Genomic DNA, 17,208 nt, shown 5'->3' with positions numbered 1-17,208 from the left:
TCAAGAGAGGCTGACAGTGGCCTGTAACAGGGTTGTCTTCTCTTTGAATGCCGTGTGCTGACCGCTAAATGTTGTGTGCTGACCGTTGGCTACTTCGTGAGCGGCCGCTTCACCAATACGGGGTTTCCTCCTTGAATTTCTGCTTCTGCGCGGAAGGCGGTCACCACGTAGATGACGCCGGCCTTTTGCTGAAACGCTTTGATCAGTGCATCGCTCTCCGTCGGCGCTTCCTCGCCCAGCTCAGGCTTCTGAGGCGACGAGCCTTCCTTCGCCAAAAAGAACCGGGCGATCCCCTCTGAGCCGCGCGGCTTCCGGCCTTTTCGGGCGTTCGTCGTCACGGGAATTTGTTGTGGTGACTGTAGCGCGACCGTCTTTTGCTGGACTGCTTCCATCAGCGTCCCTCCTCACTCGTTTCCGTCTGGTCCGAAGCCGACAGGACCGCATTTCTCCGTTCACCATCGATCGGGTGCTCGCTGTATTCCGCGATCCAAAGACCATCCGGATTGAGGTCACTGCGTCTGTCCGCGACCAGCCGAACCCTATATTCATTTACAAAGTGATCTGTGACTTCGCTCCCCTTGGTAAGGTGGTGGACATCCTTCACCCCGTAGATCAGATAGGTCAAAGGTTCGCTAGCAACAGGGGCGATCTCGCGGAGATGAAATACCGACTGAATCTGGTCGTCGTCGATCTTGCCGCGCACATTGTTGTCCGACATGGCCTTGATCGTGGCGCCGCGCAGATTACGCGTCATCCGATTCAAGGCTGCCGCCCAATGATCGTCTACGTTGGTCGGACTGTAGTTGAGGTAGTCCGTAAGGAATCGTTTGACGAAGACCTCCGTCAGGTAAGGATCGCCGGCGGAGCTGGTCGTAACGGGAGACGATTGCCCCAGAACGGAGGGCTCGCCGTTGACTCCGATACGGATAACCGTAGGAGGCTTCAGACGAACCGCTATGGCAAAAACCAGTGCAATAATGGCGAGACCAGCCATGAGAAAAGCGAGCAGCCACGCTCGGTTGGCATTGGCAAGGCGCGCACCGTCCATCTCGTAATACTTCGGGCGAGCACCCAGCTCGTTCGTTATCTCTTTTGTACCGGACATAACCGTTCTCCTTCTCCCATACGAAGTCCACGCGGATCCGTTGTTATTTGGGACTTTCTTCAGAGTGTGTCTTCTCGTACGCCTCTGAGAAGTTTGCACTTACAGCCTTGACGCTTTGACGAATCGTGGAAGCAGCGTCTGCGACAGCGGTAGTCGCCGCGCTACTCGCGGCCTGCACACCCCCTCCTGCCGTCTCCCGGGGATGCGTCACAGCGCTTGCGACCTTTGCTGCAACAGTCGCTGCCTTTCCAGCAACGCTCGTCGCGGCCCCTGCGGTTTGCCCCGCTTTGGCGCCGAATTTACCGGCCGTTTCAACCGGGTTGGCAATTGCACCGACTACTCTCTGAGCGACTCCTCCAGCGCTTCGAGCTCCACCCATCGCGGCCTGTGTTGCGAGACGGGCACCATGGTATGCACCCCATGTCGCTAAACCGTGCGAACGCGTCAGTGCCGGGGTGGGGCCGCTTGGCCTTCTCGAAGAAGGGTTCGGCGATGCACCATCTCGTTGGGTCGAAATAGTACCACTCTGCGAGGACCTCTCTTTAGTAATTTCGCCAGCAAGACTGGTGGACGACTGTGCGCCAGTTGAAGAAGGGTCGTCTTCGCCCTTCCACAGCCTAGGCGTCGGATCAACCGCAGATTCGAGACCACCCCGGATGCTATCCGCTACTGCCTCGCCTCGAGTCGGCGAAGCGCTCTCCGATGCTGTCAAAGCTGCATGGCCGTTTATATTTGCAGGTTGGTTTGGCTGTGCCCGCTGGGCGGCAGCAGGCTGATTTGATCCGGTCCCAACGCGGGAGTTTCCCGCAGCGGAGCTACTTCCACTCGCAGCCTTTCCTCCGCCTGTGGCGGCCTCTCCAACCGAGTTTGTTATACCCGCAGCTACACCCTCCGCTGCCGCGATACCTGCGGTCAAGGCAGTGGTGGCGGCTCCGAGCAATGTTCCGGCAGTTGCACCTACTTCACCGCTCACAATCCTCTTCGCAATGAATGGGATCACCGCAATAGCAAGTGAGTAGATGATGCTTGCCGCGCCGATCAGGAACGACCCCTCGAGATTCCCCAGCCCCCCGAGAAAGTTGTTCTGGCTGAGCATCTGTCCGACCTGGCCCATTTGGACTGCGCTCAGCAGCGTGCCGAAACCCCCATACAAGATCGGCCACGCATTCCAGATGAAGACATTTTCGACATACGCCTTGGCAAGCCTGCTGGTTGCTCCAAGCGGCATGAAGGCGATCACGATCGGACCGAAGATATAAAGGACCGACCCATAAAATATGTAGAAGAATCCGAAGATCGCGATGACGAATGGATAGAGGATATAGGCCACAAGAATCAATAGGCCGTCGATTAGACCAGCCATTGAGCCCGTGACCAGACCCCACATCTGCTGGGCTCCATCCTGGCTGTATTGGGTGCTGATGTCGTTCTTCCAATTGTCCAGGAGATTGCCGACCCCTGTAGCGTTCCCGATCCAATTGCCGGCGTTGACGAAGCCCTGGTTGACCGTGGTGAACACGGCACTGTAATTCATGACGACGATTGCGGTGACGACATACTTGATAAGGCTGACGCCGAGCCCGCGGACATCGCCGCCATGCAGAGCAGCCTGGTACACCTGCCAAAGGAACCCGATCAGTAGGACCACATAGGCAATGTTTTGCATCCCCGATGTGATACTGGTCGAATTAATCCCTGAAATGGCCTGAGTCAGGAAGCTCTCAAACAAATTCAACTGCGTTCCTTGAAAGAATGCGAGAGTCGCGATGCCGGGATGAACTTGAATGATCGAAGACATCATGATGACTTCACCTGTTGGTCAGTGTTCCGGTGACGACGCTGTTATGGTTTGTGCTGTCTGATGTCGCGAGCTTCGCGATCCCGCTCTGGTTGGCAAGGTCGACGCCGCGCGTTCTCATCAACTCGGCAAGGGCCTCTTGGGTGTAGGCATTGGCGCGCACAACCCACACATCCGCCTCCGCCTCGATGATCGGAGCGCTCCCAGGAGCGGCCTGTTGGATCTGCTGGCCCATCTGGGTCGCCTCCGTCAATTCGCTCTCAGCGAGATTGTCAATTTGGAGGGCTCGCTTCATCGCATCCTGGGCCTGGGTGTCCGTCATATCAGTCATCGTTCGCACCTGGGGGGACGCGGTGTTTTGAGCCATCACCACGCCGTATACGGATTGATATTGGGAAGAGATGGCCGGTACGTTGTTGGCATTACGGGAGAGCAAGGTTGTCTCGAAGCTCTGCGACTGAGGCAATGTGGCACTCGACACGTTCACGTGGAACATGTTGTTGAGGTTGGTGAATTGACTCTCGAACTGCATCACCGCACTTTTGGCCTGATTGATCGCGGTAAGTGGATACATCACCTTCTGTTCGTAACTTGCAATACTCTGCTCGGATTGATTGATGGTCTTGAGCGGTGCCGCCATGTAGGTGCTCATGAGCGACTGCATCTTTTGCAGAGCTGCGATGATCGCGGCGGTGTCGATGCCAAATTGTCCACTTGCACGCTGCGGCAGGATGATCAAAAGGCCGAAAGCTACCACCAACGCCTTTAGTAGAGTCGGGCGGTACCAACTGTGCTGAAGGATGGTCTCCTCGAAACTGGAAGCCCTCTTCGCGGCTTCCGGAGTTAGGTGCTCCCGACGACCCGAAAAGAATGGCTTTGGCCGCTTCGTTAGGTTCTTTTTCAAATCCGTCATATTTAGCTCCTCAGTGATTGGTGAGTGCTCCGGTGACCATACTGTTGACGCTCCCCGATGCGTTCGTCCTGCTCTTCACAAGAGCGTTATCGTGAGCGATCCGTCCAGCTTCCTGACGTAGTTGAGCTGCCAGCATCTTTTGCATGTAGGCCTGGCACCGTAGATTGGCTATTTGGGCTTCAGCAGTCAGATATGGGTTTGAGCCGGGCGTGCTGGTGGCGACCTCGTTCTCCATAACATTCGCGGCCTGCAGGGTGACGTCCTGGGCCTGATCTGCAATGAGCGTGGTCTTTAGATTTTGCTGGCTCAGCGCGTCATCCATGTCCATCATCACGCGGTCCTGGGGCCTCGCAGCATTCGCCTGGGGAACCGTTCCATAGTTCGTTGTAAAGCTTGTCTGCAGGGACGGAATTTGCGTTGACAGACGACTGCGCAGAAGGGTTTCAAACTGCTGCGGTCCCGGAAGAACCGCACTGCTGAACTTTGTTGTGAAGATCTGGTTCATCTGATTGCGGTACGTATTGATAGAGTTCGATACGAATCCGCGCGCCTGATTCAGAGCGGCCAGCGGCCACATTGTGGTTTGGTAGAGCTGCTGGACCTGCTGCTTGATCTGGTTGATCGCCTTGAGCGCGCCACCCATGTCCGTCTGGATCGAACTGAAGATGGAGTCAAAGACACTGAGGAATTGTCCATGCGCCAGCCGTGGCGCCAAGCAACCCGATTCCACAAGAAGAATGGCAACCATGAGTCTGTGTTTCCAACGAGGACGACGAGCATGCGAGTTAGCAATTGTCGGTGGATTGCTTGGTTTGTCATTGTCGAGGAGCGGAACCGTATTGGAGTTGGTGTCGTAGCTCATTGTGCCGAAACCTCCTGCATCTCTCCGGACAGTTCCACCGCCAAAGGTCCAACCGAGGCCAATCCACGCGGATACTGCACCGCAAGCGCCTCATATGCCTCGATGAGCGGGAGCTGCCGATGCTTGCCAAGCCACCACTTTCGGAAGTGCCGTTCCCGCGCGTAGGTCGTGGTAAGCCAGTAGTCGACTGCGCTCGGAACAATCCGGATGGCGTGCGTGGACTCCGCCTTCTCGCCCACCGCAATAAGGAACTCTGCACTATGTCCCTTCTTGGGATGAGCAAATGTTTTGATCTGATTGAGGGCCGTCTCATTCAGGTGGACATGTTCACGGAGGGCTGTCATGTCACCCGGCTGCTTGCCGATGATCTTGGTCGTGGCGTTCTTGACGATGCCGGCGCCGTGCTCGTTCGGCCGATCCGGCGTACCTACGAAATCTTCCGGCGTCTGGCTGATGCCCCAAACACTGGCATTGCGCTTACGAGCAGTGCGAAAGAGTTGAACGACGACGCTGGCGAGGATCGGCGACTCCAGCAGCGCCCAGCATTCATCGAGCAGCACAATGCTCGGTTGCCCCGTAGATCCCGAAGCGCGATACGTGGCCGTATGAGCAATGAGCAGACTCATGGCCCGTTCGAGGCGAGGGTCGTCCTTCAACTTCTCCACGTTGAAATAGAGCCATGGATTGTTCAAGTGAACTGTTGTCGTTCTATCGAAGAGCCGCGCATAGGGTCCTTCGTCCACCCAGGCGCGCAGTTTCGTTGAAGCCATCTGGGCCATCGCGTTGATCTTCTGGTTGCGATCGCGGTCCTGCCAATGCGCCAGCTCCGCCGCAAGATCTCCAAAAAGCGGCACCGGGTTCGAAGTCTTCGCACTGCAGCGCTTGTAGGTGGAGGCAATCGCTTCGAGCAGGACGCTGTCGAGCAGGTCAATGTCCATGTCGGGAGGCGTGTTCTCACCAAGCATGTGGCGAGTCAGGTTCTTCAAAAACGAAATCTGATCGTTAGACGGCTTGATCTCTCCTCTCGGCAGGTCCCATGGATTGATTGTCTGATCGCTGTCGAGGGACATCTCGATCATCTCTCCGCCCATCAGTTCAACCAGCGGTTGATACGAATCGCCACGTTCCAGGATGGAGATAAGGGGATTGCCCCGAGCCGCCATCAACAGCATCTGTTGTGCGGCGAGTGTCTTCCCTCCGCCACTCTTCGCCATCAGGAGGCCATTCGCGTCTGAGAGGTCCGGATCGAACATAGAGAACGGAATTAGCTGCCGATAGGGTGTCTCAAACAGGATGAGAGGGCTCCGGCGGGTGCCCGTCCACGGCATCTCTACGGGGACGAGATCGGCAACATTAGACGTGAGCATGTCCTGATCCCGCTTGTCAGGCTCGGCCATACCGGGCAGTGTCCCGAGAAAGATGCGTCGCTTCGCAATGGACTCCATCACCGCCTTCGCACCGTTCATATGCGTAAAAGCGTTCAGGACCTCCTGCGTACGATTGGCGAGCTCACGCTCCGAACGTTCCAGATCGCCGAGGGTGACTGCCTGCTGCGAGGTCCGCACCACCACCGACAGGCTCAGCTTCGCAGTCTTGAGAGAAGAAGAGATGATGGCGCGCTGGATTTGAATGAGCTGGGCCTGCGCGACCTCTGCTTCAGGATTCGATTTGAAGTTGCCGTTCGCGTCCTTCTGCGCGGCGGTCATCTTCTGCAGGCGCTTCTTATAACCCTTGAGAACCTTGACCTGATCAGGGATGACAACCTGTCCGCTGATGACTACGGGAAACCCGAGCGTGGAGAAGTTCTGCAGCATCCCCGGGAATGTGGCATCGGGAAGCTCTTTCAGGCTGACGACCGAATATAGGTAGCCATCGATATTGAGGTAGCTCTCTGTCTCATTGAGGATGCTCGACTGAGTTGCCTGCTCACGTGCGCTGCGATAGTCAAGCAACTCTTCGCCTGGCACATAGGGGCGGCGGTCGCGGCGGGACGGATGCTGGGAGTGCTTGAGTTCCTCGAACAACTCCTGAGTGGATAGTCTCCGGGGACCCAGATTCGTCGCCTCCATCGACCCCTCGATCCCGCGGAGAATTGACTCGAACTCGGCAAGATAGGTCTCATGCTCACGACGCGTTCGTTGGATCGCCTTCTTTTGGCTCACCGTGAAGCCACCAAGCTTCCGGTTTTGCTGCGCCGAGTGGTAGAGCTTAGCGTGGATACGCGGGTCCCACACAAGATAGATATGGAGGTGATTCTCGAAGTAGAAGCCGTTATGCTCCTTCTCCATCCACATCCTCATTCGATGTGCGTCGAGCGCCATAACCTCGGGCTGTTGGCTCCGCTGCTGCTGGACGTAGCTGTCGAGGAGATCTCCCAAATGTTCGGAGATCTCATACCGAAACTGGAGCCGCATGCTGACGTCGGGAATGCTGCGAAAGAGAGCCTCGAGCATGGACTTGGTCTGGTTTCGATCCTCGTCGGTGGCAAAGTAGGTCAGGATGCCGCGTAGTTCGTAGCCGGCGACAAAAGCCCCGTTTGTCCGCACCATGACGTTGTCTCCGGCAGGAAGGTCGCGCAGGGGCAGCAGTTCGCAAACAGCCGGAGACTTGAGACTCTTCTCGTGTTGCTCGTGGGTCATTGGCATGTTTTTGATCCTCCTTGCGGCGTGGGTGGTGCCACGTCTCGCAACCCTTCTTCTGCAATCCGAGCAAGTGGTGCGATGCCCTCATGGAATCGGGCCGCGAACAGGACACTCGCAAACACTGCTCGCGCGGCTTCCGGGTCGAGATGTACATCGACAGACCCACTTCGTGACATTTCAATCGAAGCCTGCATAGGTCACTCCTCCTCTCCAGCAACATAACTCTGCGTCAACTCCGAATCTCGTTCAAGTGCGCACCATGCCTTTGGGGAGAAGAACGAGCGGACCAGGTCGGTCAGATAGCCCCGCGGCCGTCCATACTTGAATAGGATCAGGAATGGGACGGCCAACGCTGGCACGACAAATTCCATGAAGACGTTGAGCGGCATGCCAAGGACATGCGCGGTGTCTCCGACGAAGTGGGCCAGCAGGTTCATCAGCGCTGCCAGGGCCAGTACGAGGATCAAATCCTCGAACTCGAGACCCAAGAACGACACCTTCGTATTGAGATTGCGATGGACCGGCGTCAAGTCGAGACTCATGTGCCTACCCTCCTACCCCGTGTGCTTGCGTTACCATCGACTCGGCCAGCCGCATCACTCCCGAAACCATGAGAGCTGCGACTGCGGCGACAAACTTCCTGATCCAGGTCGATCCTGGATAGATCTCTGAAAGCACACCGGCCATGTGGAGTGCCATCGCAGCGAGTTGAGTCAGAGCGAACATGGGCAGAATTACGTTTGCCGTCCAGTTCACCAAGCTCATGCTCGCCAACCAGAAGGCGTCGGCATTGGTAGCGCCGGCATGCTGGACGAAGCCTTCTAGTGCGCGAAGCATTCCCGAACACATCAACGAGGCGAACCCGCCGTACAGTAAGTGTTCAAATGGGCTGCTTTTGCTGTACCGATAGACGGCGCTCGCAAAAAACATCCCGGCCATCGTCGGCATTATGGTGTTTCCTGCCCAGGAGGCGAGATTTGTGATTGCTCCGTTGAAACTCATCCTCAGCTCCTATGCCGCCATGGCTTGGAAGAGTGCGAGGAGACCACTCACACTCAGAAAAGAGATCGCGGCGAAGACCAACCGAGTCCAGGGTCTGTGCCTGACAAAATTGATGACAGCTCCCACGCAGGCGAGGCCAGCTGCCGCAGGCATAATCTGCCCGACCAGGTAGTTCCATAGGGAAGCAAGCATGTCGGTGGTCGCATACTGACTGCCGTCATTCCACCCCTGCATGAGCTGCATCGTGGCCGATAACGACATCAGGAAGAGTGCGGCTACGATCGATGCAAGGGGGTTCTCGCCTGCAGCTCCGTCTAAGCAAGCCTTGAGGACGAAGTACGCAGCGAGGACTGGCACGAACTTCGCAACGACAATCTGGTTCACGAAGTTGGAAAAGATCGTCTGCATGCTGGCGAGCCAACTTGTTCCAATCGATCCGCTTCCCGATGGGACCGTAATGCCTTGTGCCGCAATCCATGACAGAAGTTGTGGGAGCGTCAGGAATACGACGGTCCACAATACCCACTTTCCAGTTCGTCCATTGACGTGAAAGTTGGTTCCCCCTTCGTGCCGCAGGCTCACTCCGGCGGCGGCCAGCGTGCAGAACGCAGCTGGCACGGCAAGACCGAGCAACAACTGAAGAAGGTCGGAAAGGAATTGCGGCACAGGCATTGCGGGCTCCTTACTGAATGCCTTGCGCTTGAGTGATGAAGCCCTCAGCCATTCGTCCGAGACCGGAGATGACCATGAGAGCAACGCCGGTCACTCCCCAGCCCATGTAGCCGCGGCCGCTCTTGAAGTGCCACCCTGCGACACCGAGACATGCAACCGCGATCACCGGAGCAATCACGTTGCAGCCCCAGTTCACGATGTTTAGCACCGTGCCTTCGACCGTGGTTGCCTGTTGACCTTGCACGGCTTGTCCAAACTGGGGCGCGGTGCCGAGGTTCTGAGCGTTGGCGGCAAGCGGAACGAGGTTGCCGAGGAATATAGCTGCGAGTGCGAACTTGAGGGCAATATGAACCCAGTTCAGCTTCTTAGGGCGATGAGTTGATGTGGCGGATGCTCGAGCAGGCCGCCAGAAAGCCAATGGGGTGGTCATAACGTTTTTCTCCTGTACGCGGCTGCTCGGGGCATCCGTGTGTAGAAGAAAGTGCCGTTACTTCCACACTCCGTCAAATGACGGAACGCTTAAAAGGGGCCAACGCGGCGAATTCCACCGTCCGCAGAAGACAATACGTAAGAAAAATTGAACTGAGTGCGACCTATTGCCACGTCGCGATGCGACTGCATCATCCTCTAAGCTCTGGAAAGACGGCTTGTCACTCTGGCGAACTCGGTCACGAGGAGGACTGACACATCTGGAGTGTCATACGGGCAAATGTAATCTTGATGCAATCGGCTCAGCAATGGGTCAAAGCAGATGCTCGGCCGTAGCATCCGGTGAGAGTGGAAAACACTTTCACTTGAAGAGCAGACCTTTCCCGCGAAAGTCTGGGATCGCTTGCGGCCCAGTAGGGACTTTCCGCCGAACGATGCTTGAGCATTCCGCCTTGATAAGCAACCCTAAAGGTTCAGGTCTTGGTATTTTGTCTCGCGAATGCCGAGCAAGCCGATGATAGTAATCACCGCCGCGGCGCTAAGATAGTAGCCAACGTACTGTAGACCATAGGCCGTGGCCAGCTTAGTTGCGATGTAGGGCGTGAGCGACGCACCGAGGATGCCTGCAACGCTGAAGGCGAGCGAACTGCCGGAGTAGCGGACGGCTGTTGGAAACAACTCCGACAGCACTGTGCCGAGCGGGCCGTAGGTAAGGCCCATCAAAGATAGGCCGAGGATGAGCATCACGAGTGCACCTGTGTGACCGGACTGGAACATCGGTGCGAAGAACAACCCGAAGACCGCGATGCCAAGACTAATGGCGATCATGACCCGCTTGCGTCCGCGCTCGGCAAGCAGCGCGGCGGCAGGAATCGCGAGTGCGAAGAATACGACGCCGATGAGCTGCATCCGAAGAAATTCGTTCTTGCTATAGTGCAAAGCGGACGTGGCCCACGTAAGGGTAAAAACGATCATCACGTAGAAGAGAACGAAGGTCGCCAGGCTAGTAAGCGTGGCCGCTACGAGGACGCCAAAATGATTTCTGACCACCGCGAAAATAGGAACTCTATGGGGCTCGCGACGTTCCATCGCCGCGGCGAAGACCGGAGTTTCGGTGATCGTCAGGCGCACATAGAGACCTAACAGGACGAGTACCCCACTCGCGAGGAACGGCAGCCGCCATCCGAAACTCAGGAACTGCGCAGGGCTGAGCCATTTAGAGATCAGCAGGAAAGTCGCACTCGAAAAGAAGAAGCCGATGGGTGCACCGAGTTGCGGGAACATGCCGTACCAAGCACGCTTGCCGGGTGGAGCGTTTTCCGTCGCGAGCAGGATAGCGCCTCCCCATTCACCGCCAAGACCGATACCTTGACCCGCGCGGCAGAGCGCTAGCAATAGCGAGGCGAGAACGCCCGCTGTCTTGTAAGTTGGCAGCGCGCCGACTGCGAATGTCGATAAACCCATTGTCGATAGCGCAAGAACCAGTGTAGCTTTGCGGCCGACACGGTCACCAAAGTGGCCGAAGAGCGTAGAGCCGATAGGCCTCGCAATGAAGGCAATGGCAAAGGTGGCGAGAGAGGCGAGCGTTGCAGCCGTTGCGTCGCCAGCAGGAAAAAATAGCTTAGGGAAGACTATGACGGCCGCGGTGGCATAAATGTAAAAGTCGAAGAATTCGATAGTCGTACCGACAAGACTGGCGAAGAGCACCTTGGCTGGCGTGTTCAATTGTTTTGTTAGATTGGGCATAGGATGATGTTTACAGCGTCCCGATGAATCCTGTTTCTAGATGTGGTTGCGCCAGCTGTCGTCGTGGCATCTGGGGCTCGTTAAGCAACGACGCTGGGCGCTCGCCGTTCTGAAATGTTGATAAGACAGCGTCGACATACGCGATCGTTCCGCGAAGCATGGTGTCGGTAAATCCCGCGCAATGTGGGGTAATGAGCGTCCTTTCAAGACTGACCAAAGGGTTTGCAGAATTAACGGGCTCGTTTTCAAGAACGTCGAGAGCTGCGGCGCGGAGATGTCCTGTTTCGATAGCGGTCTGCAGTGCCATCTCATCAACCAGGGAGCCGCGGGCGACATTGATGAAGAGTGCACCGGCTTTCATAGTATGAAATAGCGCCCCGTCAAACAGGTGACGATTCTGATTATCGGCACGAAGACAGAGAACGACTATGTCTGCAGTGCGAAGGACTTCCGGGAGATCTTCGAGCGGATGCGGTGCAAAGTCCAAGCCCGCTTTTTTGGGATTTCTGGTTACGACAACCGTATCGCAACCGAAAGGCCTCAATCTTTCTAGAAGTGCACGACCGACGCCGCCGAAACCTACGACACAAACTTTCTTCCCCCCGAGGCCTCGGGCGACTGGAAGTGGGTCAAAAGGTGCGTTGGTCACCGCTGAGAGCGCACCAAGGAGATTACGAGAGAGTGTGAGGATGTTCATGATCACGAACTCCGCGACTGCATCGGCGTTACCAGTCTGTTCGGAAGGAGCATAAGAAACCCAGATGCCTGCCGCGGAAGCGGCTTCACAGTCTATTTGCTCGTATCCCGCCGAAAGAGTTTGGATGAAAGTCAGGTAGCGATATGCAGATAAGTCTTGGCCCGTAAGACGCCCAAGAGTGAGCAACACTTCGCAATTCCTAATGGCAGGAGTGTCGCAATGGACGTCAGTAAGGTAGAACCGATCATTTGGTCTGATCTCCGAGATTTCAAAACAAAATGACTCTGCGAATGCGCGGTATTGCGGGATGGAGTACAGGACGACTTCCAAAACTAATCTCCTAATGGGATGGAAACCAATGTCAGCTCCTTCCGGTTTCTTCGAGAACTCGCCTAAAAGGCGATCTGAACGCGGGTTTGGGGCACCATTAGTAGATGGTTACCAAACGAGAAATGAAGGCATGTTTTCTGCCAAGTTCCTGACGAGTGCGGACAGAAATGCTGGTGGGCAAGTGTGCGTCGTTCCCCCTGACGCTAATCAACGTTCAACGCGAGGGCTGCACAGAGTATCCCAGAGTGCGCAGGTGCGCTCCGAGGCTAAGCTGCAACCAGTCCGAGCTGCGCCGTGAAAAGGCGTCAGTTGCCTATAGCTCCTTGATTTGGTAGAGCTGGCGATAGGAAGAAAATTGCAAGCATAAAGAAGGAAGCGCCTTTGAGTTCCGACCGCACAAACTGCATCAATCGATCAGTCCGATCAACGGAGTGATGGCAGACTTGTTGTAAGCATTGGCTCTTTATAGATCATCAAGGCAGGCGATGTCGAACGTCTAACATTTAAACGCGCATTCCTCTCGGTAATCTCCTAGGCGGCCTCGCGGTCATGCTCAGCTCCATGAATTCCTATGAACAAGAACATGCAGTTGGCGCTCCAGTGTTCGTTCTCCAAAGATCAGAAAATCACTGGATCGACCGGTACTTCAGTCCGGTCAGCATTTCACCGACCGCGAGGCAAGCGCTCTTCGGAAACGACCCAAATGATCTCCATCTTTACGATATAACTAGAGACCGTGAGGAACCTGCTCTCTTGAAAGGGAATCTGACCGAATTAAAGGGTGCAGCCTTCTGTGGCTCCGATTCGCTGGCGCGCCTTGGACGAGCGGGAAGTGGGTCAGGATGGTTCCTTCCGACACCCGGTGGAGAGATGCTCGCTACGATTCCTGACCGTTTTATGCCAACATGCTCCCCCGATGCAAAGGAGATCGCGTATTTTGACGCTGCCGCCCCCGAGAATTCCCTGCTGGTCGGTCTCCCCGGAAAGCTACGCGGCTACAAGCCTGATGGCAAGGGTAACGGCGATGCTGTTCTCGCCTGATAGCGCCTCCTTCTTTTACCTGGCACTGAACAGTGTCGGCGAAGGCTCTTTATCTCCGATCGATTTGACTACCGGCGAATCCCACCTGATTGCTGGCCATCTCGATGTAAGTCTATGCGGTGGTCAGATCGCTTTGTCGCCAGACCAAAAGAGTGTCTACCCCTCTCTTGCTTCGCACGGAGCTCCGAGCAACGAGATGCGCTCACATCGGTATGCGGACCGGTGGTTGAAAATTTCTCAGATGGATCTCGCAACAGGAGACCGGCATCCAGTGGTGGCAACGGCTGGTCGAGACAACTTTGGCCCTGCCGTTGCCGGGAACGCTCTGTACTGGGTGCGTTCCGAGGTGGAAGATTCCATCGTGGCGCTTCCGTCAACGGGCGGGGTTTCGAAGCAGGTCATTGCGGGCGGACAAGTTCCCATGTGGAATCTTGACGGATCAAAAATCGCTTATTTTTTCGGGGATACACGCTTGGCGGACGAGCCGCTTGACATCGATGATGCGGTCGTTGGCGTCAATTCGAAGGGAACACGGAAGACGCAACCATTCATCATTGTCTCCGGATACCACGAGGATTTTCCACCGGCCTGGTCTCCAAACGGAAAGTGGATCGCATTCCATTCCCATCGATCTCCCGCACCCATCGCCTCGTACCACAGCAAGGCAAGTACAGACGATCTACCTTCGCGAAGCCGACGATGTTCATGCTCCGGAGATACGACTGACCGACTTCGGTCTGGAGACGGGACCGGCGTACTGGTCGCCCGATGGCAAGAAGCTGCTGTTCGCGTCATGGGATCGCGGCGGGGCCATGGGTATATCCAAGCTATGGGTGTTCACTGTGGATCCAGAGACGGGCGCCGTCCTCCAAAAAGAGATGCTTCCGCTTACGAGCGATATTCATAGCGTTCGGTGGGCTTCATGGTCTCCCGACGGTAAAGAGATTGGTATTGAGGATGATCGGGGTTATGACAAACGGGTACTGTGGGTTGTCAGTGCAGATGGATCTCATCCTGATAAGATCTTTGATTATGCTTGCACCACATACTGTGGACTCGACTGGTCGCACGATGCTAAAAACATTATCTTTAGCGGACTAGCCGGTAATCTTCTCCAGCTTTTCTCCATACCGCGCGCTGGTGGAGCTCCTCAGCAGTTCACTCATGACTCCGGGAACCTGCTGCATCCGCGGGTTTTACCAGATGGGCACCTGATCGCCCGCACACGTGAGACACAGTGGAAGCAGATTTGGAAACAGTCACTGACCAGCAGATAGATTGACTGCACCGACCTCAAATTTCATAGGCAACTGTGCCGGGGCCGGGATAAAGCTTGGAAGAAAGCTTCATTCGTGCACTCTACACCGACCAACTAGATTCACCCATCACGACCACTCGAGATCGCATTAGAAATGACACGCGCAGTTGCTTTCTGGATAAGCCTTGCTCTTGCATCTCTCAGGGACCAACTCAACCAGCAGTGCTATTCGGAGATCATGGTTCCAATCTACAACTGCTTCGCATCGAGTGAATGGGTGCTGCTTCAGTGATTGGGCGTTCTGTGTAGTGCCACAAAGGAATCGACAATAGGGCGATTTCGCAATTGATCGGCTTCTCTAGCCGTGCGAAATCTGTTCACAAGCTTGACTGCAATCCGCGGCTCATCGACAAATAGAAGCCCCGGCGTTCGTTGCCGGGGCTGAGGGTGTATGCAGCGGACTTGAAGTTCAAGGGGCTTTGGGGTCGATTGGATGAAGAGTGTGCGTATTCTGCTCGCGTTTCGTGAAGACCACATAAATTTTTTTATCCGCTGGCACAGAGACGACCACTTTGTTCGTCACGGCGAGATTCATCAGTTTTGAATCCCCGGCATTCCCCGCGTTTTCAGCGATCCTCTCTCGGATAAGGTCGTCCTCGGAGAAGCTAGAGCTTGTGTTATTGCCTACGATCATCGCAGCTACCGAACCAATGCCGGATGCGGTTCGAACCAGGAAATTTCGTCCGGTATTTTTCCCTGATACGAGTCCTTTGATCGGCGCGAGATCGAGGCCTATGCCCAATGCCTCAATCTTCTCTTTGTCGTCGTCTTTCAAGTCCACTTCGTCGAACCTAACGCTCACCAGACCACTACGATCAGCCTGCTCCAGGTGGCCAATGAACTTAGCCCCTGCTGGTATAACGACCCGATCGCCTACCGCGTACGTATACTGCGCCTCCGCGATAACAGGTGTCTGTACCGCGCTCGATATCTCAGTCGTAAGCTTTGCAAGAATGCGTGTCCCTGGGGCGAAATCCAACACGGGTGTCGTCCCTTCTGGTGTTCCGCTTCTAGAAGAAGAGTCCGTACTCTGCGGAAGATTTCTCACAAATACAAGAGACGGTTCCTTCAGAGCATTCTGTTGTTCTTGCGTTTGGGGTGTTGAAGCTGCCGGGGCGTCGCCGTAGGGTCTAGGCTCTTCCCAGTGCTGTTGCGTATCTGCGAACGAGGGCACGTTGCCGAGATTGCCGTTGAGGGTAGGAACTGGCGGGAGAGAATTCTGGCTAGAGGTCGAGGGCTTGTTGACCGTCGATTTCCCAGAGCTCGCCTTCGTGCGGTTGATGTCATCCGGACCGAGCTGTCCGCTCGAGTTATTCTGTGCCGGACTATGCACCGTGTCCATGACCGGAGTCACGCTGCCCTTTGGGGTCGCGCTCTGTTGTGCAGTATGAGCGAGACTGGAGGCACTCCTTTTCTTTGCCGGTGAATTACCCAGGAACATGGTCAGGGCAAAAAACAAAACTGCAGCAAGAAGACCGCCTCCAATGATCAGAATCTTGTTTCTGTCGGGACTTAGTTTCTCGGCGGTCGCTCGGGTTGCGAATTGCTGCCCAGGTGCGGAAGTTTTAGCCGTCATAGGGGTCGATCGCTCATGGCCCGGGTTCTCTGCCCATGCGGGTTCGGCAGTCTCTTCGAGATCGAGCGGCCCAGGCCGGCGAAGGTTTGAGTTAGTGGTATCGGATTGCATAGCAAATAGTCCTTTCTATCGTCCGTTGGTGGCGATTGGAGGAGTGAACGGAAGCTGAACCAGAACCGGCTTGTCGACCTGATCCGCCTGAGCGATCTGCAGGAACAGTTTTTCTGTTGACTGCTTGAAGTTCGGCCGATCAAAGACAACTACTCCGTCTGCTCGACCTCCAGGTTCTAGGCGTGTCGTGCTCAAACGGTGGTCACTAACCTCAAGCTGGTCAGCAAGGATACCTGCTTTATCTTTCTTTCCCCTCTTCTTTTTGTTGGAGGTCAGACCTGTAATCTGTATTTGCGGTGGCACGATCTCGACCGGCTTATCACTCGCATTGAAAACGGAGTAGGAAATGGCTGTCTGATTGTTCCACTGGCGTATATCGCCAATCGACGTTTTGATTTGCTGACCTTGCCAGAATTTCCAATCAGGGGCGTTGATCGACTTCTGTTGTTCGAACTCTTCGTCAATCGCTGACAGAGCTTTCGACGGATGGGTTCCACTGGGCGCAGAAGGAGGTTCTACCGTGCTGGCGAGAACCGTATCCCCGACTGGGCTTCCGGCGACCACTAAGCTCCGCGGAGAATTGTACTCAAGCAGGAAATCGACAGGCTGAGTCGTGTCCGCACTCTCTCCGTCGCTGATCAACTCGAGAACGACGTGTTGCCCGGACTTTGTTGCGATAAGCAGATCACTCTGCGAACGGGTGCGAACGAGGGGTTTCACGTAGACGTACTCGGGTTCGCCCTCGCTGTGTTCCACTTTGAAGGAGCCTGGGCTGCCGACAACCACTGAAATCACCTCTTCGGGCAGATGGATGATCGACTCGAACTCTGGGCGGAGATAGAGGTGGCTCGGTTTGTTTGAACAGATTCCGGTGATTCTTAGGTGGAGGGTCTGTCTTGGTTAGGCTGCCATGGTTTCTGGCAGGCGGTTGAGGTGGACCTGATTGGGTGTCTTTCCTTTCAGGCT

General features: G+C 55.7%; 16 protein-coding genes. 2 read left to right on the top strand and 14 right to left on the bottom strand.

Going from position 1 to position 17,208, the window contains the following annotated elements; translation table 11 throughout:
• Window positions 1-89: 89 nt before the first annotated feature.
• From GRAN_RS24305 to GRAN_RS24250, 12 genes are all read right to left on the bottom strand, one after another.
• Window positions 90-392, bottom strand: a complete 303-nt coding sequence (locus tag GRAN_RS24305) for a hypothetical protein (protein ID WP_128915670.1) — start codon at window positions 390-392, stop codon at window positions 90-92.
• Window positions 392-1,105, bottom strand: a complete 714-nt coding sequence (locus tag GRAN_RS24300) for a VirB8 family type IV secretion system protein (protein WP_114210068.1) — start codon at window positions 1,103-1,105, stop codon at window positions 392-394. Before GRAN_RS24300 ends, GRAN_RS24305 begins: the two co-directional genes overlap by 1 nt.
• A gap of 43 nt (window positions 1,106-1,148) precedes the next feature.
• A complete protein-coding gene (locus GRAN_RS24295) occupies window positions 1,149-2,906 on the bottom strand; it encodes a type IV secretion system protein (RefSeq protein WP_128915669.1) in 1,758 nt (585 codons plus the stop codon).
• 7 nt (window positions 2,907-2,913) lie between these two features.
• Window positions 2,914-3,816 carry a hypothetical protein gene (locus GRAN_RS24290; protein WP_128915668.1) on the bottom strand — a complete coding sequence of 301 codons (903 nt, stop codon included), beginning with the start codon at window positions 3,814-3,816 and terminating at the stop codon, window positions 2,914-2,916.
• Between the two features lie 10 nt (window positions 3,817-3,826).
• Window positions 3,827-4,564, bottom strand: coding sequence for a hypothetical protein (locus GRAN_RS24285; protein WP_128915667.1), 738 nt, complete (start codon window positions 4,562-4,564; stop codon window positions 3,827-3,829).
• Window positions 4,565-4,674: 110 nt separating this feature from the next.
• Window positions 4,675-7,323 (bottom strand): VirB4 family type IV secretion system protein, encoded by a 2,649-nt coding sequence (locus GRAN_RS24280; protein ID WP_128915666.1) that lies wholly within the window; start codon window positions 7,321-7,323, stop codon window positions 4,675-4,677.
• Between the two features lie 194 nt (window positions 7,324-7,517).
• The gene (locus GRAN_RS24275) at window positions 7,518-7,862 is read right to left on the bottom strand and encodes a hypothetical protein (RefSeq protein WP_128915665.1); all 345 of its coding nucleotides are present in this window, start codon (window positions 7,860-7,862) and stop codon (window positions 7,518-7,520) included.
• Window positions 7,863-7,866: 4 nt separating this feature from the next.
• Window positions 7,867-8,322, bottom strand: a complete 456-nt coding sequence (locus GRAN_RS24270) for a hypothetical protein (RefSeq protein WP_114210054.1) — start codon at window positions 8,320-8,322, stop codon at window positions 7,867-7,869.
• Window positions 8,323-8,331: 9 nt separating this feature from the next.
• A complete protein-coding gene (locus tag GRAN_RS24265) occupies window positions 8,332-8,994 on the bottom strand; it encodes a hypothetical protein (RefSeq protein ID WP_114210051.1) in 663 nt (220 codons plus the stop codon).
• Between the two features lie 10 nt (window positions 8,995-9,004).
• Complete coding sequence (locus GRAN_RS24260) at window positions 9,005-9,424, bottom strand: hypothetical protein (RefSeq protein WP_114210048.1); 420 nt, start codon at window positions 9,422-9,424, stop codon at window positions 9,005-9,007.
• A 464-nt stretch (window positions 9,425-9,888) separates the two neighbouring features.
• Window positions 9,889-11,169, bottom strand: coding sequence for an MFS transporter (locus tag GRAN_RS24255; RefSeq protein WP_128915664.1), 1,281 nt, complete (start codon window positions 11,167-11,169; stop codon window positions 9,889-9,891).
• A 10-nt stretch (window positions 11,170-11,179) separates the two neighbouring features.
• Window positions 11,180-12,196 (bottom strand): NAD(P)-dependent oxidoreductase, encoded by a 1,017-nt coding sequence (locus GRAN_RS24250; protein WP_161571156.1) that lies wholly within the window; start codon window positions 12,194-12,196, stop codon window positions 11,180-11,182.
• Window positions 12,197-12,745: 549 nt separating this feature from the next.
• Between GRAN_RS24250 and GRAN_RS24245 the strand changes: the two genes are divergently transcribed.
• The gene (locus GRAN_RS24245; protein WP_128915662.1) at window positions 12,746-13,237 is read left to right on the top strand and encodes a hypothetical protein; all 492 of its coding nucleotides are present in this window, start codon (window positions 12,746-12,748) and stop codon (window positions 13,235-13,237) included.
• Window positions 13,238-14,049: 812 nt separating this feature from the next.
• On the top strand, window positions 14,050-14,514 hold the full coding sequence (locus GRAN_RS26530) for a TolB family protein (protein ID WP_241655136.1): 465 nt from the start codon (window positions 14,050-14,052) through the stop codon (window positions 14,512-14,514).
• Window positions 14,515-14,964: 450 nt separating this feature from the next.
• Here the strand turns inward: GRAN_RS26530 and GRAN_RS24235 are convergent, their stop codons facing one another.
• Together GRAN_RS24235 and GRAN_RS24230 are read right to left on the bottom strand one after the other, a co-directional pair.
• Window positions 14,965-16,131: a TrbI/VirB10 family protein gene (locus GRAN_RS24235; protein ID WP_161571155.1), complete on the bottom strand. Its 1,167-nt coding sequence runs from the start codon at window positions 16,129-16,131 to the stop codon at window positions 14,965-14,967.
• Between the two features lie 126 nt (window positions 16,132-16,257).
• The gene (locus GRAN_RS24230; protein ID WP_128915659.1) at window positions 16,258-17,037 is read right to left on the bottom strand and encodes a hypothetical protein; all 780 of its coding nucleotides are present in this window, start codon (window positions 17,035-17,037) and stop codon (window positions 16,258-16,260) included.
• Window positions 17,038-17,208 lie beyond the last annotated feature (171 nt).

It is taken from the genome of Granulicella sibirica, assembly GCF_004115155.1.
Lineage (GTDB): Bacteria > Acidobacteriota > Terriglobia > Terriglobales > Acidobacteriaceae > Edaphobacter > Edaphobacter sibiricus.
The sequence above is the reverse complement of the archived record's forward strand: the minus strand, read 5'-3'. Positions and strand labels throughout refer to the sequence as shown.

What these genes read in the sequence shown, in the direction of transcription:
- GRAN_RS24305 (WP_128915670.1), bottom strand. Translation starts at nt 392, where the DNA reads ATGGAAGCAGTCCAGCAAAAGACGGTCGCGCTACAGTCACCACAACAA.
- GRAN_RS24300 (WP_114210068.1), bottom strand. Translation starts at nt 1,105, where the DNA reads ATGTCCGGTACAAAAGAGATAACGAACGAGCTGGGTGCTCGCCCGAAG.
- GRAN_RS24295 (WP_128915669.1), bottom strand. Translation starts at nt 2,906, where the DNA reads ATGATGTCTTCGATCATTCAAGTTCATCCCGGCATCGCGACTCTCGCA.
- GRAN_RS24290 (WP_128915668.1), bottom strand. Translation starts at nt 3,816, where the DNA reads ATGACGGATTTGAAAAAGAACCTAACGAAGCGGCCAAAGCCATTCTTT.
- GRAN_RS24285 (WP_128915667.1), bottom strand. Translation starts at nt 4,564, where the DNA reads ATGGTTGCCATTCTTCTTGTGGAATCGGGTTGCTTGGCGCCACGGCTG.
- GRAN_RS24280 (WP_128915666.1), bottom strand. Translation starts at nt 7,323, where the DNA reads ATGCCAATGACCCACGAGCAACACGAGAAGAGTCTCAAGTCTCCGGCT.
- GRAN_RS24275 (WP_128915665.1), bottom strand. Translation starts at nt 7,862, where the DNA reads ATGAGTCTCGACTTGACGCCGGTCCATCGCAATCTCAATACGAAGGTG.
- GRAN_RS24270 (WP_114210054.1), bottom strand. Translation starts at nt 8,322, where the DNA reads ATGAGTTTCAACGGAGCAATCACAAATCTCGCCTCCTGGGCAGGAAAC.
- GRAN_RS24265 (WP_114210051.1), bottom strand. Translation starts at nt 8,994, where the DNA reads ATGCCTGTGCCGCAATTCCTTTCCGACCTTCTTCAGTTGTTGCTCGGT.
- GRAN_RS24260 (WP_114210048.1), bottom strand. Translation starts at nt 9,424, where the DNA reads ATGACCACCCCATTGGCTTTCTGGCGGCCTGCTCGAGCATCCGCCACA.
- GRAN_RS24255 (WP_128915664.1), bottom strand. Translation starts at nt 11,169, where the DNA reads ATGCCCAATCTAACAAAACAATTGAACACGCCAGCCAAGGTGCTCTTC.
- GRAN_RS24245 (WP_128915662.1), top strand. Translation starts at nt 12,746, where the DNA reads ATGCTCAGCTCCATGAATTCCTATGAACAAGAACATGCAGTTGGCGCT.
- GRAN_RS26530 (WP_241655136.1), top strand. Translation starts at nt 14,050, where the DNA reads ATGGGTATATCCAAGCTATGGGTGTTCACTGTGGATCCAGAGACGGGC.
- GRAN_RS24235 (WP_161571155.1), bottom strand. Translation starts at nt 16,131, where the DNA reads ATGACGGCTAAAACTTCCGCACCTGGGCAGCAATTCGCAACCCGAGCG.